Below are 18,894 nucleotides of genomic sequence, written 5' to 3' on the forward strand. Positions count from 1 at the left end.
AATTCCCTTTGTCAATTTTGTGACAATTGCAAAACCCCTGTGCTATAGGGCACAGGGGTCTCTCGTCAATCGGCTTTATTCTTTTGTTTTCTGCTTCTCTAGCATTCGCAGGAGAACCGTCACCGCTTCCGCTCGGCTTGTTTTGGCTTCGGAATCGAACCGATTGTCTCCCCTTCCTTGCATCAGACCGGTCTCCTTGAGAGCGGCAACCGCCCCCTTCGCCCACGCCGGAATCTCGCTGTTATCCGCGAAGCCGGTCGCGGCATTCGCTTCGACTGTCAGATCTAGCACCTTAACGATCATCGCCGCCATCTCGGCTCGCGTAATCTCAGCGTTCGGACGGAAGGTACCATCGTCATAACCGGTGATGATGCCAGCTTGTTTAGCCTCCGCCACGGCATTCTTAGCCCATGCAGGAATTTGCGATGCATCCTCGAAGGCCAATTCCTCCGTTGCTCCTGCAGGCTTAATCACAGTCATTAGCATCACGGCGAATTGAGCTCGCGTAACCGTGTGATTCGGCTTGAACGTTCCGTCCGGATAACCAGTCGTGATCCCTTGGCTAGCTCCTTGGCGAATCGCTTTCTCCGCCCAGTGACCGGCGATGTCGACGAATTCGATTACCGGCTTCGCCGTATCTCCCACAGCTAACACGGCGAATTTCGTGAAGTGATTGACCTCTGCGGTAATGAAGCCGCCGCTTACGACGCCGCCAACCTCCACCCATTCTTTCTTCTCTTCATCAAAATAGAAGATGGAAGCACGCTCGCCGTCGCCTAGCTTCGTGGGATCGAAGGCCAGCTTCAACGTAATGTTTTTCTTGAAGGTACCAGGGACATTCTTCAACACTTCGAAGACTTCGCTTACCAGCACTTCGTTATTCTTCAACAATTCATCCGTGTCCAACAAGGTCTCGACTGTCACTCGCAAACTCGCGTCCGTCGCGTCGGCTGGGATCTCGATGGTGATCTCGTCATCGCTCAAGCTAACCGTTCCCGGTCGACCAACAGGAAGCGTTAACTCTCCATTGTCGGAGATGACTGGGCTGTTATCCGGAACGCTTACGCCCCCACCACTGACGCCGCCGCTTGAAACTTTCGTCCACTTCGCATACAAAGTCGTATTCGCGCTTACCGTATCCGTCATGAAGTTCCAGACCGAAGAGTAGCCCTCATTCTTATACCAGCCCGAGAACGTGTAACCCGCTCTCGTCGGATCGGCTGGCTTCGCGATCGTCGCGCCGGAGAGGATACCGGTCACGCTCGCTACCCCGCTGCCTTCCTTCGAATCGAACGTTACCGTGTACGTCGACACCGGAATCGCCGTCCACTTCGCATACAAAGTCGTGTTCACGCTTACCGTATCCGTCGTGAAGTTCCACTCTGTTGCGTAGTTATCTTCGCGATACCAGCCCGAGAACGTGTAACCTGCTCTCGTCGGGTCGGTTGGCTTCGTCACAGTCGCTCCGGAGAGGATACCTGTCTCGTTCGCTACCGCGCTGCCTTCCTTCGAGTCGAACGTCACCGTGTACGTCTCGACCGGAATCGCCGCCCACTTCGCATACAATGTCGTATTCGCGTTTATCGTATCCGTCGTGAAGTTCCAGGCCGAGGCGTAACCCTCATCCTTATACCAGCCCGAGAACGTGTAGCCCGCTCTCGTCGGGTCGGTTGGCTTCGTGACCGTCGCTCCAGCACTTAAGCCTATCGCACTCGCTACCGCGCTGCCTTCCTTCGAGTCAAACGTCACCGTGTACGTCGCGATCGGAATCGCCGTCCACATCGCATACAAAGTCGTATTCGCACTTACCGTATCCGTGGAGAAGTTCCAGGCCAAAGCGTAGCCCTCATCCTTATACCAGCCCGAGAATGTGTAGCCCGCTCTCGTCGGGTCGGTTGGCTTCGTGACCGTCGCTCCAGCACTTAAGCCTATCGCACTCGCTACCGCGCTGCCTTCCTTCGAATCGAACGTCACCGTGTACGTCGACACCGGAACTGCCGTCCACTTCGCATACAACGTCGTATTCGCGCTTACCGTATCCGTCGTGAAGTTCCAGGCCGAGGCGTAACCCTCATCCTTATACCAGCCCGAGAACGTGTAGCCTGCTCTCGTCGGGTCCGTCGGCTTCGTGACGGTCGCGCCGGAGAGGATACCGGCAGCACTCGCTACCGCGCTGCCTTCCTTCGAATCGAACGTCACCGTGTACGTCGCCACCGGAACTGCCGTCCACTTCGCATACAGAGTCCTATACACGCTCCACATATCCAAGATTACCGTATCCGTCGCGAAGTTCCATGCCGACGAGAAATTTTCATCCGCATACCAACCCGAGAATGCGTAGCCGGCTTTCGTCGGATCGGATGGCTTCGGGACGGTCGCTCCGGAGAGAAGGCCGGGCGCGCTCTCAACCGAACTTCCCCCTTGCGAGTCGAACAACATCGTATACGTCGGCGTCCACTTCCCGTACAGCGTCGTATTCGCATTTACCGTATCCGTATCAAAATCCCATAAGGTAATAAAATTCCATTCCTTATACCAACCCTCGAAGAGATAACCATCCGCGGTTGGCTCCGGCCTGGCAATCTTCGATCCCGGAGTAACTTCATTCAGGTCCTCGACCGGACCGCCATAATTCTCGACGAAGTTTACCTTGTAGCCCGCCGGCGCGGCTGCCCGCGTTACCGTCAGGGTGTAGTTGGCCGTAGCCATTCCATCCTCCGACGTCACCACGACCGCAATCGTATTGCTCCCGACCTCCAAGGGAATCGCCTCGGATAACCCGCCGTTCACCACGCTTTTTCCGTTTACGGTAATCGTTGCATAATCCATTTTAGCCACAGCATATACTCTAGTGCTCTGCGCGCCGTAGGCAAAGTCGATGGAGTATTTCTTGTTATCGCCCGGATCGACAACGGGTATGCCGTTGTTCAGCGCCAGTTCGATAAGCGAAGTGTCCGCGCCCGGGAGGCGATTAATATGCAACGTATAGGTCCGGGTTGTCGTCCCGTCTCTAGCCGTCACGACGACCGTTATCGTGTTATCTCCCATTAATAAGCCAACGGGTACTTTGACGCCTCTTGTCGCTTCGATTCCGTTTACCGTGACGGTCGCCCCGCTATCCTCGGGTTGGGGATCGATCAGAACCTTGTTCTGGCCGATGAAATCTATAAAATCATAGAATGGCAAGCTCTTATTGAACCCGAAGCCGACGGGTAAATCCCCCGGTATTTCGCTTTCCAGAAATAGGCCTAGAAAATTCAATATGGTGTTGCTACCCGGCCCACCCGCTCGAGTTACCGTTAAAGTGGTAATTTTCTTATACGATTGTAGAGGGGGGGCCGGTGTCACCAGAATCTCTATCGTGTTAACTCCAACATTCAGGGCAATAGCTCCCGACGGACTGCCGCTAGCTACTTCTACGCCGTTTACCTCAATCTTGGAATCAGCGTCTGCCGCCGTCGGCGTAACCGTTATCTCGCTCACGTCGTTCGCAACGTCCGCATAAAATTTCCAAGTGTCCATGAGGTCCTCCACAGCCTTGCCGCTAGACAAAGTTAAAGTGGTGAGACTCGTGACCCCGCTTCCTGCAGAAGAGTAAGAGGGAAATAACCCCATTACTATTATCAAAACCGTAAACAATGAAATACCACGCCTAATCATTAGTTTCTACTCTCCTCTTATCGTTGTGTAGATAGAGTCCATTTTTCACTCTCGAGCTGTACAAGCCATACTCTTTACTATAAAAGATAGCAGGGCTGAATTGACCTACCCGAGAGGGTAGTTCTAAGGGCTAAATCGGGTAGTTAAATTCATGTTTACAGATTCGGCAGCCCCTTGGTTTTAAAAAAGAAATGAGACCCCTGAGTCTAGAGGTCTCCTCGTTCAAGTCAATAAAAAACGCCAAGCCGGATGAGATCCAGGGCTTAGCGTCCTCTTGGTGTTTCGGTCATCCTTTATGAGCGCCGAAGGCCACGCCTTCATTTAACAGGCGAGCTGTTGATGATAAGAGGCCATTGCAATTCGTTCCAGTTCCATAGAAGTTGGACGAGCTCCGCAGCACTGCACTTGGTTGAAAGAAACTAAGTATTGTTCAGCTATTACCGATCTCTAAAAAAAATTAATCACACATTACATTAGATAAGTTTGGCTTGCTGTAAAAGCTTCCATACAATCATAGCTACTTCCGCCCGGGTGATATACGCTTTCGGCGATAGCGTGTTTCCTCCGCGGCCCGGTACCAGACCAGCCTCCACTACCATCGCCGCACCGCTTCTCGCCCATTCCGATAGGCTATCCGAATCTACAAAACGGTGTAGCGGAGCAGAGGGATTAACCGTCTGCTGGCTTTTATCCGTATGAATCAGCATCATGGCTTTGGCAAGCATGATAAACGCCTGTTCGCGCGTTATGTTATCGTTCGGTCGGAACGTGTCGTCGCCGAATCCTGAAATTAAGCCATACGCATAGGCCGTTTGCACGGCGCCGCTATACCACTCCTCCTCCTTCACGTCCACAAAACGCATAGGCCCCTTCACCCTGCTCAGTCCAAGGCTCCGCACGAGGATTCCCGCAAACTCGGCTCGGGTTATGTCGCGATTGGGATGGAAGAATCCGTTTACCGGAGCACTCAGAATCAGACGCGACCCCAGGTCGTTTACGGCTGGTTTGGACCAATGCTTCTCCACGTCGGTGAAGCGTTGCGAATGATGAATAACGGCATAGGTGCCATTCGACAGGTCGCTGATTTTCACATAGCGTTTGCCGTCGACCTTCACGATTCTGCTCGGAACATGACGAATCGTTCCATTCGGTTCAAGAGCGACTGCTGTCGTGATCCGATTCACATCCACCTCCGGTGCAATCGCAAGCAGCCTATCTGGATACTTCGAATACCGGACCTCGTCCTCCGTCTTATCGCCATACTCCACCTTGATGGCAAACGTGATAGCTGGCGAGACGATCTCAGCATCTAACCGCTCTGCTGCATCCTGCAAGCGCTTGGATGTTTCACTCGTAGCATGGCCGACGGAGAGCCATACCTTTACGTCTTGCAGCAGGATTTGGCTACCCAAACGATCCGCGACGATCGCGTCGCTATAGATTGATTGGGCAGGCAGCGTGAAAACCATCTTCTCCGTCTGAATGACCAAGGTCGTCGCTTTCTGCTCCAGGTTGTGAAGCAGTTGGCCGTTTAGCTTGATGTTTACCGTGTCGGAGCCATTAGCCGCGACAATGGACAGGACAGCACCCGGCTTTTCTTGCCCTAACCTGGCCGTTAGCTTAGCGGAATCCAGCTCGGCCGTGATGACCTTTCGCCCCGCTAGGGTCGTTACGATGACAGGACCAAGCTGTTCTACCTGCTGCCCGTTCACCAAAAACTTCACCCATTCCATCGTTGGGGGCGAAGTCTGCGGCGGTGACGTTGTGACGCTCGCCCTCGGTCTAACGGAATGAGATGCATCAGATACAGCACCAGGTCCGACGCTGTTGATTGCCCGAACCGTAAACGTGTAGTCCGTCCCGTTGGTCAGCCCTGTGACTTTCATTTGCGTTGTCGTTCCGACTACCGTAATTCCTCCCGGGCTAGCCACCACCTCATACCGAAGAATGGCGCTCCCCCCATGGTCAGCCGGAGCATCGCAACGAACGGTGGCTATCGTGTCGCCCGCGCTCGCTCGCACGTTCGTCGGAGCTAATGGCACCGTTGCAGGCATCGCACTGGTTTCTTCCGAGAAGGGGCTTGAGCCTCCCGAATTGCTAGCCTTGACCGCAAAATAATAGGAAACTCCATTGGTTAACCCTGTCACTTCGTAGTTCGTATCCCTCACCGTAGCGACGGAATCGCTGAAATCGCCCGAAGCCGTCGCTACATAGATCTCATATGCATCGGCATGCTCTACCGCCTCCCATTGCAAGGCAACGCTTCGATCTCCGGCTATAGCTTGTAGCGAAGTCGGGCTTGCAGGCACGCCAGGCAGGGTAATGTTCTGCGTAACGGTAAAGGTACGATCGCTCATAAGGGCAGCGGATACGGTAACCGTTGTGGTATAACTCCCGGCTGTGAGACCATCCTTGACTTTGACTGTAAAGCTGGTAGACGGCGCACCGCTATTTAAGGTGGAGGCCGGCTGCGAGATTTCAAAAGCTTCGGCGTCTGCTCCCCCCTTCGCTACGGATAAGCCTGTTAAATGTCCCGTACCGGTATTCGTAACGGAGATCACCAACGTTTGCTGAGTACCGGGTCCATACCCTTGCGTCAAAGCAGATGCAGTCTGATGATCTATCGCTTCTATTTCGTAGGTAAGAACCTCGGTTGCGGTGACGGAAACGACATTGCTTGTTACGCTCGCCGTATTCGTTCCGTTCACGCTCGCATTCGTGTTCGTCACTACGACGTAATAATACCTCGTGCCAGCTGTTGCCGCCGGTGCGTTGTAGCTAGCGCTTGTCGCACCGTTCACCAACGTGCCTCCGCTCGTGCTGTTGCTACCGTTGCTGTACCACTGATAGCTCAGCACACCTCCATCGCTCACGCTCGCCGCTACGCTAAGCGTTGCTGTTCCTCCAACGTTCACCGTCGCATCCGTCGGCTGCGTCCCAATGCTTGGCGCCTCTGCGTTAACGAGCGTATTCACCGTCACTTGAGCTACTCCGCTTATCACGCTAGCCGTCTTCGTTCCGCTCACGCTCGCATTCGTGTTCGTCACTACGACGAAATAATACTTCGTGCCGGCCGTTGCCGTCGGTACATTATAGCTAGCGCTTCTCGCTCCATTCACGAACGTGCCTCCGCTCGTGCTGTTGCTATCGTTGCTATACCACTGGTAGCTCAATACGCCTCCATCGCTCACGCTCGCCGATACGCTAAGCGTAGCCGTTCCTCCAACTTCCACCGTCGCATCCGCTGGCTGCGTCTCAATGCTTGGCGCAGCCGCGTTCACGAGCGCGTTCGCTGTCACCGAAACAACATTGCTCGTAACGCTCGCCGATTTTGTTCCCACAGCTCGCGAATTTGTATTCGTCACCTCAACGTAATAGTACAAAATCCCTTCAGTGGCAGTCGGCGCGTTATAGCTTGCGCTGATCGCTCCAGTCACAGGCGTACCACCGGAGGTGCTGTTGCTAGTATTGCTGTACCACTGGTAGGTTAACGTTCCGCCGTCGATGGTGTATGCCGTCACTCTAAGCGTCGCCGTTCCTCCCACATTTACCGCCTGATTCGCCGGCTGTGTACTGATGGTCGGAAAATCAGCGTTAATCAACATCCTGGCTGCCCTAACCTGACCGGAATAACCATTGGCTTCAGCCCAGAAAGCATATAAACCACCATTGAATTGTTGCATGGAAGGTTCCCAAGCTGTATCGACGGTACCGGCATTAATACCATTTGAACCTCCATCATCTACAGATGACCAACTTGTTGTATCATACTTTTTTACCCGAATTTGAGCTCTGGTAGTGCCATTATCTTCAAGCCAAGTAACGTATAAATCATTATTGAACACCATCGGTTTAGGAAAAGATGCTTCCCTGTTAGTATTTACATTCAAGCCAGTTGAACCCCCGCCATCGACACTCGTCCAGCTTGCTCCATCATACTTCTTGACTCTAATCTGACTACTCTCATACCATGTTGCATACAGGGCATCATCAAATTCGATTAATTCGGGCGCTAATGCGTTGTAAGAAGGATTTACGTTTATACCGTCGCTTCCTCCACCATCGACACTAATCCAACTGGAGCCATCATATTTCTTTACTCTCACATGTGCAGCCCAAGGACCATATTCATACCAAGAAACGTATAAAGCGTTGTTGAATACGGCCATCGTCGGATAGTTTGCAGAATTCAAAGGATCTGCGTTCAAACCTGTAGAGCCTCCGCCATCGACACTGGTCCAATTGGTACCGTCAAAGCTCATTACTCGAATCTGATTAACTCCGTCGTCTACCTTCTCATGCCAAGCTACGTAAAGGATGTTGTTCATGACGGCCATGCGTGGAGCAGACGATGTTGCCGATGCGCTTCCATTCAAGCCGCCTTCATCCACGCTGATCCAACTGGTTCCATCGTATTTTTTCACTCGAATCTTACCAGTTTCCTCCCAAAGCAAGTATAAAATATCCTCATATACAATTAAGGAAGGGTTAAGCGCTCGATCTGCTGGATTTATATTCAGACCGGTCGCACCGCCTCCGTCTACGCTTCTCCATGTTGTTCCATTAAAGCTTTTTACTCGAACCTGATTAACTGCCGATGCCCTTTCAATCCAGGCTGCATAAAGAGTATTATGGTGTACGGCCGTACGCATAGCTTGCGATGCATGACTCGAAGTGTTCACATTCAGGCCAGTAGCCCCGCCGCCATCCACCATAATCCAATTAGAGGCTGCTGCCTCAGCCGTTCCAGGGCCAGCTATCAACGTCAGCATCATACTTACTATTAACAGATAAATCAGCGATCTGCGTTTCAAATGCTTCATAAATATCTTGTTCCTCCTTGTAATCCCATTTCTATTCTGAAAAAAATAATAACCATACTCGACTACCCTACCTCTAAACTCTCTCCGACATTTTGTGCCTAAACGTATGTATTGACTCAGAGGCTTCTTGATTAGCAGCAATTAGATGTTTGAAAAAGCCAAATTTAAAAAGATCTAAATACTCGCTCTCCGTAAGGCAAAGCTAAATTAAGTATAATGGTTGAAATACAAAAAATGACCTACCCAGACGGGTAGGTCAACAAGGAAAAGGGGTAGGTAACGTAGGCGTTCTATAATTACATTTCAAACTAACTTGTCTCCCACAAGCCCCAAAGGACCCGCTACAATCACATTTCTAACTAATTTTGCTCTAGAGGAACTCTAAAGGTCAGGCCACATTCTGCTCGGTCATTATATTTTCTTTTAACACAAGAATAACTTATCCCTGTCGATTAATAGAGAAATCAACTTGAGTCATCTGGTTTAGTTTACGGATCCTTTTTACACGCTAACCTATAGTGCCCGACATTTAGTAGCTCCTTCATAAAAATACCCGATGATCTAGTAAAGCATCATCGGGTATTTTCTAGTTGTTCAATAATTCTTGTTGGAGATCAAAACAATACTTTATTGTAACTCTCCCATCAAGAACATAACTTTATTGTTCAGAGCAATACTTTATTGTAATGAATCAAAGGTGATGTCAGGTGATAAAAATGTCTGGTACCAATTTTGTTGATTTTATTGGGTTTGCCACGGTACATGATAAACCCGAAAAGCAAAATGTCTGGTACCACTAAAAATTACCATAATAAGAATCTTGGAAACCATTCATTAATAATTTCATGAGTTATGTGTGTACTGACTCCCCAATAGTCAACTTTTATTTTGCATTGGACTCCTCCAAGTGCATCGCTTCCTCTTCCATAGGATTGCTCCCTGAAGTTTTATTGGCTGATTTTTGACCCTTATCATAGCCTATTTGATAAGCACAGTAAATTATAGCTACTACAAAAACAAGAAGAGCAAAAAATTTTATAAAAGTTTTCATAAGCCTCCCCCTCTTCCGATGTAACGTCTGTGCAACATACGAAGGGTATTATGGCTTTCCATGCTTAATGAAAGTCTATCCATCCTTTGATTTTGGGATTGATTTATTAATTCTTGCAGATATGACTCAATATCAATCGCACATGGTCCATAGCTATCCATCAGTTCAACAAAACGAACTCTCTCTGTCAGCCCATGTTTGTTAACCAACATATACTCGGAAATATTTCTAACTAATAATTCGTGTATCTGTAAAACTCGACAGTGAATAAAGATAAGATCTAATAAAGCCATTGTGATCCGATGACTTGGTTTTCTATTCGAAATAATATCTACAACCACTCTATATACCAAATCCTCTGTCCAACTTGGATTGGAAACCACAATGAGTTTTTCCAAAGCCTTTAATTGTAATACTTGAAAACTCACATTATTTCTTTGGTTTATATTTCCTGACAACTTCTCTACAATATGCTCTACTAATCCAGGACTCGGATCGAAATGTGTAATCAGTTCGATAAAGCGAAGTTCACTATGCGTCCCCCACCTTCGACCATTTCCGGAATAACCGTATAGAAATTCATCAAATAATTTTGAAGCAAGTCTATCCGATGAATGTTTTAACTTCAACTGAAGCGCATACTCAAACAACCTCAGTACACTATTTGTACTAAACTTATTTTCAAAAATAGTCTTATCTATTACTGACTCTAAATAATGAGTCGGAGTCTCTCTTCGATATCGAGAGGCTAAATTTAAATAATTAAGAACTTCTTGTATTGATGCCGTATTCAATAAATCTACCTTTTGAAGAACTGAATCTACAAATTTTATAAAAAAGTTCTTTTGTGTAACAAAATGATCGCTTAAAAGTACAGCAATTGACAATAACTCTGAGTAATGGCTATAACGATTTTGATAATACATTTCTACTAGTTGTTCGTAAAAATGCACATGTAGTTTCGGGTAGTTTTCAAGTAGATTTTTCAATACTGTTGCATCCAGATAGAATGTTAAAGAGTATGCAACTTGACGCAAATTAAGTATTTCTTCAATACGGTGATGCCACTCAATACTACCGATCATTTTAGCAAACAAACTGCTTTGAATTAGCTGATGGATGTTTTCGTCAAACGTCTTAAATATCACTTCTATTAACTCCATGCTACCTAGTTGACGTCTCAATTCCTGAAACCTATGATTTACTACCTCTAAGGCCCATTGACACAAGTATGGTTCCTTTTGAACAATAAGTTCCAATTCATTAAAATTAATTTCTTCATATTGATGCAGACTCAATATCAGATTAAAATTATTTCCTGCCAGTCGAGAATAATCCCTGAAGAAGTGTTTGACTTCACTTCTTTTCTTAACAATATATACCTCGTTGTCATTATAGTCTATGTCGATCCATTCAAGGAGCTTTGCCACCGAAATATTATTACCTGACATGTTCCACAGTTCAACCATTGTTCTCCATATTCGTGCATTCTCACTTACAGGAAAATCCCCTTGTGATATTTGGCTAGCTCCCATTTCTTGCAGATATAATTTGGAGTTAATACCAGTGCTCGATTCTCCGAGATCAAAATTGATCCGATCCCCATTACTGATAGCAACAAGAAAAAGTATTAAATTTTGAGAGTATATGGATAAATGTTCTAATACAGGCATAGGATCTAAGCCGACATTAATTTCATTTACTGGAAACGTCATTTGATTCTTGCTGTTTATTGTTAAGTCCAGTTCTGAATATATCATTGAAATAATAGCCTTACTATTCTCTCCAATGACATTACTGCAATGTTCAAATAAAAATGAAACAATTTTAGGATGTTTATGTAGCCAATTATATCCTAAACAGAATCTAAATGTCCCTTCCCTACTTAGTTTCCGAAACCTTCTTTCAATTCTGTTATTAGCTATATGCAGCAAGAAATCTGCAGCTAAAAACTCTCCGAATGTCTTATGCAAAAATTCAAAATTGAATAATTGCTCGCCACTTTCTTTGGTGGCCTTGTTCTCGTGTATAAAAAAGAATCCACTAAAAATTTTCTGCCCATCAATATTATCATCGTTCAATTCAAATTGATCAATTTCATTAGTTAAATTCATATCATTGTGACTAGTGCTATCCCTTAAAAACATCATTAATGAAACAAGCCCTAATCTTAATCGGTACTGCAAAACTGCTTTTTCTTTTTCTTTTTCGCCGAGATTAATAAAGTTGCTATCCTTTCCTAACTGTCTCAATGTGAATTTTCGAAACAGTTTATCATATAATTTTGATTGATCAAAATCATATCTTTCAGCATCAATCTGAAGATCTGCATGTTCAAAATCATAAATAGCAAGTAGCAATAATAGCAAAGGCTCTTTAGATAACTCTTTAATTTGTATATTTTCAGGTAATCGAAATGATTGAAACCCAACCTTTGTCTGAAGCCTATTCCATCCCTTGATCCACTGCTCTCTTCTCCTATCATCAAAATTTTCTAGTTTAATAATTGTTGTATCTCTTGGAATAGTAATATCTTTCATAATAGACAACCGACTTGTGATTACTACCCTGAGTGAAATATCGTGTACATATGCTTCTCGTTGGAGATCACGAATCGAACTTAAATATCCATTCAGCATCGTAGGAGAGGCTTGTAACAGTTCATCAAAACCATCTAGTATAATTACAGGTATCCTATTTTTGCATTCCTGCACCCATGAAAACCAATCAACTTCAGCTCTTCCCAATAACGATAAGCTCAGTCCTTGGTTAATATGATCCTTTACGTGACTATTGCTGCTAGCCACGTCTCTTAATTTCACGAAAAATGGAACAAAGTCATGACTATCACATAATCTTGCAGCAAAGATCTGACTAAACATTGACTTTCCCGCTCCCGGATTGCCTAAAACAAGAATAGGCTTACTTGCATTATTAGGATCTACTAAGGATTTTAATAATTGTCCTCCAACATCTTCTCCACTTATAACCCCATTATCTGATCTATTCCAGAATTCAGGTACTAGAAAATCATTCCCGATTCTTTCTGACGAGTAACTTATCAGTTTATAACTCTGCGGAATATACATATTCTCATTAGTCGAGAAATTAATCTCTTCTACTTCTTCACTGTCAAGTATAGGCTTATTCAAATAATCACGCAGCCCTCTGTGATGCATACTGATATCTTTTAATCTATCCGTATTTGCTGCACTAACAAGAATAGTTTCATGCCGACTCATAGATATCTCGTTCTTAATAAACTTCTTAAGACCTACATCGCTCATATAAATGTCGTTTTGCAAATCTGCTATTTGATTGATTAGCGGCTGAAACTGCTTTTCTACTTCACCAACAGCTTCATCTACTATTTTAGCTAGATACTTCATTAACTGCTCTTGTCTTTTTATATCAATCCATAGTGAGAATTCTGGAAATTCCGCTATAAGGTTAATGATATAAGCATTATATATTACATTAGTCTTATCAATACAACTTTGAATTTTGATGCCTAATTGTTCTTTATCACATTCATTTATAAATTCTGAAACGGTATCCTGAATAGACAAAAATAAATTACTCACATACGTGTGCATTTCAGCCAAGTCTCTGAAATTTGGAATACTTAGAGACGATTCTGGAGATTCGCGGTACTGCCCTTTTAACTCTTCTAACTTTTCCTTATGATCCGTCTCAGGCTCAAATTCTGTAAGTAGCTTTTCTAGATAGGGAAAAAACTCCTCCACACAAGCATCCCTAGCAGCAAGATTAATTACAAGAACGTTAACTAGCCCCAATTTCTCATCTCTCTGCCTGGCTGTCAGTTCCCTTCCCTTACGCGAATAATTAAACTTATCATGTAGTAACTTAAAAAAGTTTCCCGGTTTAAAAGCAGTTAGTGTAGCACCGGTTGCTAAATGAGCAATCATAGTTAATGGTGTAGGTGCAATCAGTATAGCGGCTATGGTCCCCGCGGTTACGAAGAATCCTGCATACTTATTTATAGTCTCACTAATATCCTCATGACCACTATCCTTCAACATCTCTACTACGTCTGAAAGAGATTTTTGTATTTTCATGATATACCTCCAATATTCATGTATTTTTTATTACTATTTGGTATAGCGGCTACATCACTAAGAAGGCCATCTCGTTTATCAATAAATTCAATTGAGTGAATAATATTTTGAAATTTGAGGACCTTTATCTCACCACTACCAATATTCATGCTTGATTCATTAAAATACTTGTTTGATACCAACTGCGCAACCACAATAACTAAACTATATTTTGCTCGAGTGATACCAACATAATATTTATCAGGTGCTTTAAATCCTATACTTGGATTTAGTAGAAATTCTTTAAGTGGTTTATTGGGAAATATCAAAACACGTTCCAAAGTCATCCCTTTGCTCACCCCGAAGTTTAAAGATGAATATCCTAGTGTTGGTGTTTTAACATCGTACTTCAGGATACTTGGATTAAAGTGCTCAATATAAGTAGGAACATCAGATTGAAGGATCTGAAAAACCCCTATTGCAGGTTCAACAGCTTCCAATACTCCTACAACCGGATCTTTTGGGTAAACCAAATTTGCAAAATGCGCTATGTCAGGAACAAATCTTCTTGAGGTATTATTTTTTATGATATTTATACGATGTGATTCTCTGCAAGCCTCAAGATAACTAAATACGTTCATACCACCTTTATTCCTATCTGATCTCGGATTATGAGTCTTTAAAGTCGCTTGTTTATAGTCACCAACACAATAAACCTTTATAGATGAAAGGAATAATAATTCGAGGAGTTCTATATCTTTTCCGACTAAATCCTGTAGCTCATCAATATAGATACCTGCATAAGTGTCCTCAAGCCTCTTTAATACAGCTCCATCAGATAATTTGTTTAATAATAATGCAAACTCAGAGGCACGATTGGCTTTAACATCACTATTCCTATTCAGAAAATAAGATGTTGTATTCTTTTTTGAATAATCAACACCATACATATTGGAGAAATCCATTGATTGTATCAGACTTATTTTTTTAGTATAGCTACTCTGATACGGTTTGATTAGCTCTTTTAGAATGAATTGAAACCAAGTACTTACGACAACATTGCTATCGAGAACACCATAATTCTGCTTCGCGTATTCTTTCTTTATTGAATAAATACCTTTATGTGTGTAAGACAACATCAAAACTTTTTTAGTAGTCTCTTCAGCTAAAGACTTGGAATCGCTGCACATTCCATATGTTTTACCTGAGCCAGCACAAGCAAGAACTAGTGTATTATCGTATTGCATGTTTTATATACGAGGGGTACTCGATACTTTCTTCCGAGTCAAATACCCTCAATCCCCATTCTGCTTTATTGTTAATCATGAAAGATTCAACTTCTCCCTCTGTTTTACCTACCATCGAATTGCCCTTAGAAATAACTTTCCTAAACTTATTAAAGATATCTAACTGAACTGAATTAACGGCCAAAATACTAGGCTCTAGTGTATGTAGCGCTTCGTTAGTTTCATAATAGATCTCTATTAGATCACCATACTTTTCGATATAATCATTATATTTATCAGTGATGTTCTGCTTAACATTACCATCATTGTCCGTAATAATTCGTAATGGCTTCCTTACCAAAATAGCCAGATCACAATACCTTTTAAATGCTAGGGAGTCGACTGTAATAACATCCACACCATCTTCAATCGGTAACTTTCCATGTATATCCTTATAAGCACGTTGAACAACTAATTCGTCAGTCGGGCCTTCAACTAAAATCACCTTATCCGCTAGTAAAAACCGAATTGTCCCATAGCCCGGCAATTTTTTAAAGAAATTCATGGTGTTGGGGCCTATATCTTTCAATTGACTTATGTTCCCTTTATAGAGAAGAATAATATTATTTAATCCTAGTTTGTTTGCTACAAAACTACTATGGGTTGATATAAAGACCTGCTTATTGTTATCCTGACTTATTTTCGAAATTAATCGTGACATATTCCCAAAAGCCAAATTGTTTTCTGGCTCTTCAAACAGTACAATGTTAGATTTTTCGCTATCTTGTTTGAAGACCAATTCCATTTTAATTAAGTTCTGCGTACCGAACCCCATGTCCTCAAAAGGAATATCCTCAACATCAATTGCGACTTCATTCATCCATGATTCAATCGCTCCTTCGCGCATCCCAAACTTGATTGTTCTTTCATCAAGCTTTTCTTCCTCCGCCAACCTTTCATTTAGGGCTAATACATTCGGATTGTTATTGAATTCGTGTTTCATTTTCCTGTATGCTCTGGCTAATTGTATTTTTTCATCATCAAATAAATTGTTTGTAATACGTGAATTTATAAATCTATTCACTGCTGAATCGTAATCTTTTTGTGTAGTATCAATTAGCGAAACCTTTAGCGGAAGCGTTCTAAAAATGATCGGATTATCACCAAAATCTCTCCAACTTAATTTATAAAATTCAACAGGAATATCATAAATTTCCTCGTTCTGTACCATTGCCCGAAAGGCTGGCGCATATTCCGAGTTAAACTCTACAGTCATGCGAATACCCGGACAATCTTCACCCAATTCGTTATTTGTCCCCTTGTATTGTGTGTTATTTCCGTTATTTTGAAAATAGGCTTCAACAATTATAGAAGGTAATTCTTCAATCGCTTTTGATGGATTTGAGATAGCTGCTCTAAATTCAGAACGAGTTTCAAAATTAAAGAATGAAACCTTAAGTTGACGTTCAAAAGACAAATTATTAATTTTACCGGTAAGTAGAACTTGAATATTTTCAAGTAATGTGCTTTTACCCGAATCATTATCTCCAACAAAAATATTGCATTCGTCATTCAGCGTTATTATCGCATTTTTAAACATTCTATAATTTCGGATATTAAGTTTATTAATTTTCACAGTCATTCTCCTTAAGGATGTTTGTATAATTACTAAAAAAATGAAAGATAGTGAACTCTTTAAAATTGTTCTATGATCTTCGATGCGTCCGAAACTTATGCTTAATCCCCTTCTCCTCTTTCACCTTCCAGAGAAAGTCACCGTTAACAAAAACACTCGCTTGGCTTATTTTCACGGAATACTTGTTATCCCGCGTATCCATAAACAGTAACTCGAAATCGTACATGTCATCAGATATACCGTGCTCATCAATATTCAGCCTAAAAGGATCTGAGGATTCAAAACCAACCAGTAAGTGCCCAACTACTTCTGATTTTGGTAGCAAGGTTAACTTAAAGTCTGCGCCTACATATGTATCTAATCCATACACACGATGTCTGGACAATTCTACTTCTTGTATATTTCTTATAATTAGAGTCCCCCAGATGATTGTAATTGGCAACTCTGTTGTATTTGATATTGCAACCTCAATTGACGCACAGCCCTTAGAATCATGCACAGCATGCAATATTTGCTCCAGGAATCTGACTTCAAATTGTCCTTTATTTAGATACATATAATCAAAGTCACTTCGCCTTGCTGGGGCGTTCATACTTCCTTTACGAATTAAGCAATAACCTTCATTTAATCGTTCATATTTCTTTCTAAGCATGAAAGGTTTGTTTTCTGAATTATATATCCTGAATACCCCAAGTACTTTTCCCTTGTAGTCATACTTAAAATAATCAAACAGTACCTCAGGCTCAACGTTACTTAGTATTATTTGTTTGTAGTTTGCCGAATCTATAAATTCTTCCGGGCATATTCCACTGATTTCCTTTCCCTCTGGCCGGTCCTTTACGCCAATGATAATAAATTTATCTCCATCGTGACGGGAATTGGCCATGGCCATAATATCCCCGATCAGATCCATGCTCTTATCTTTATTGTATTGTTTATCTTTGAAATCCAAATAATCGCACTCGTAGCCATGTTCGATCAATTCATAAATTCTATCCATGCAAAGTACACCTCATCTAGCGAACTTTAGTCATTGAACTCATTCGACATTTTCCAATAAAATCCTACTTTAACAACAAAAATTATCTGATATTATACGAGCAAAGAACATCATAAGACAGCTAAATTTCGCTTTCTTATCTTTTAAAGCAAATGAAGAATCAGGATGACCACTATGGCTTGAATGGGCCATCGCTGTACCCCGACAATGAACCGAGCTCGACCGCCTTTCGAATTCTTCTCCTCCCAATTACCAGCGAGGTCTTACCATCCACGATCGTAACGCTTTTCTCTCCGCTTCGAGCCCGCCAGCTCGAGGGAAGAATCCTCTAACTTCGCTCCATCAGCATAACCACCACATCTCGCCGCGAATTCGCTTGAAGGTCCAAGAAGGATCACAACTCAACGGATCTGTTTCCAAGCCTTGCCCTTCCGCTGGCGCCGTGGGCGACAGAAAACAGACAACTGGCGTGAGCCGGTTGTCTACCTTTTCCCTTTTGTCACTTGGCAAAGGAAGCGAAGCTTCTCGCCGTTCTCTTTTGTAAATAGATCTTGAGCTATTGATTATGGCCATAATAAAAAGCCTACCAGGTTGTCACTTGGCAGGCTTTTATTAATCCATGAGGTTTTGCTTCATTGCAAAGGAGGAAAAGACATCCGATGGAACTAGCCAGCTCTTAGCGGACTGCCGTTTGTCCGCTTTAGAGCCGGTAGTTCGCTTGGCCATTCCGACTGAACGAGCTGGGGAAACATATTAAAACTATTTACAACTGGGACTTAAAAAAAAGAATGATTTTACTATATATTCATGGAGGATATTTATGTGATCTTCAGTATGAAACTATTGCATAACGAGGTTATTTCTCGAAGTGAAAAAATAGATGCATAATTGAATTTATAGTTCATACAATGTAATAAGAATAAAAAAGTATAGACAATCAAGGTTATGCATGTTTGTCGATTGTGAGCATATTATATTAATAAATAAGAAGTTTGATAGATGAATGCGAGAAATGTTTCATTTGAAGGGAGTGATGCTTAATGTTTGTTTAAACGAATTACATAACGATTTACTCGAATAATTAATACTACAAAAGGAATGATCTTATTGGATATATTAAGTGAATTAACGAAGTGGTTAGTAGAGCAAGCATATGCATTTAAAACAATTACGATATATACGAATTTTGCACTATCAATGCGAAGAGTAAAATCGGAGCATATTGCTCAACGGAAAATCAAGAAAATAGAAAAGACCCGAGATACAGAAGCATCAAAGGTCTTTTCCGAAGATAAAAATGCTTAGTGACGGACCGCCATCCGTGATTCACTAAGGGTCAAAGCCCTCCCCTAACAAGGTTGGGCTTCTTACATTATATCCAGTCAGTGCCGGTTAGGACATACTCGATATAAGCCACGTTACATGTTATGCGAATTATTG

At 43.2% G+C, this 18,894-nt stretch carries 7 protein-coding genes; all 7 read right to left on the reverse strand.

All coding sequences use genetic code 11. The features are described from left to right. Positions 1 to 75 precede the first annotated feature (75 nt). The 7 genes from AC0YN0_RS27255 to AC0YN0_RS27285 all read right to left on the reverse strand — a co-directional run bounded on the left by AC0YN0_RS27255 (position 76) and on the right by AC0YN0_RS27285 (position 17,454). Entirely contained in the window at positions 76 to 3,522 is a 3,447-nt protein-coding gene (locus tag AC0YN0_RS27255) for an InlB B-repeat-containing protein (protein ID WP_475824102.1), read from the reverse strand. A gap of 611 nt (positions 3,523 to 4,133) precedes the next feature. Further along, positions 4,134 to 8,483 (reverse strand): S-layer homology domain-containing protein, encoded by a 4,350-nt coding sequence (locus AC0YN0_RS27260; protein WP_475824103.1) that lies wholly within the window; start codon positions 8,481 to 8,483, stop codon positions 4,134 to 4,136. Between the two features lie 883 nt (positions 8,484 to 9,366). Further along, entirely contained in the window at positions 9,367 to 9,534 is a 168-nt protein-coding gene (locus AC0YN0_RS27265) for a hypothetical protein (RefSeq protein WP_475824104.1), read from the reverse strand. Continuing rightward, positions 9,531 to 13,613 (reverse strand): NACHT domain-containing protein, encoded by a 4,083-nt coding sequence (locus AC0YN0_RS27270; RefSeq protein ID WP_475824105.1) that lies wholly within the window; start codon positions 13,611 to 13,613, stop codon positions 9,531 to 9,533. Before AC0YN0_RS27270 ends, AC0YN0_RS27265 begins: the two co-directional genes overlap by 4 nt. Continuing rightward, complete coding sequence (locus AC0YN0_RS27275) at positions 13,610 to 14,839, reverse strand: UvrD-helicase domain-containing protein (RefSeq protein WP_475824106.1); 1,230 nt, start codon at positions 14,837 to 14,839, stop codon at positions 13,610 to 13,612. The genes AC0YN0_RS27270 and AC0YN0_RS27275 overlap by 4 nt, the downstream gene beginning before the upstream one ends. Continuing rightward, a complete protein-coding gene (locus AC0YN0_RS27280; protein ID WP_475824107.1) occupies positions 14,826 to 16,454 on the reverse strand; it encodes an ATP-dependent nuclease in 1,629 nt (542 codons plus the stop codon). The genes AC0YN0_RS27275 and AC0YN0_RS27280 overlap by 14 nt, the downstream gene beginning before the upstream one ends. A 70-nt stretch (positions 16,455 to 16,524) precedes the next feature. After that, a complete protein-coding gene (locus tag AC0YN0_RS27285; RefSeq protein ID WP_475824108.1) occupies positions 16,525 to 17,454 on the reverse strand; it encodes an AlbA family DNA-binding domain-containing protein in 930 nt (309 codons plus the stop codon). Positions 17,455 to 18,894 lie beyond the last annotated feature (1,440 nt).

This window comes from Paenibacillus sp. J22P218, assembly GCF_056269195.1.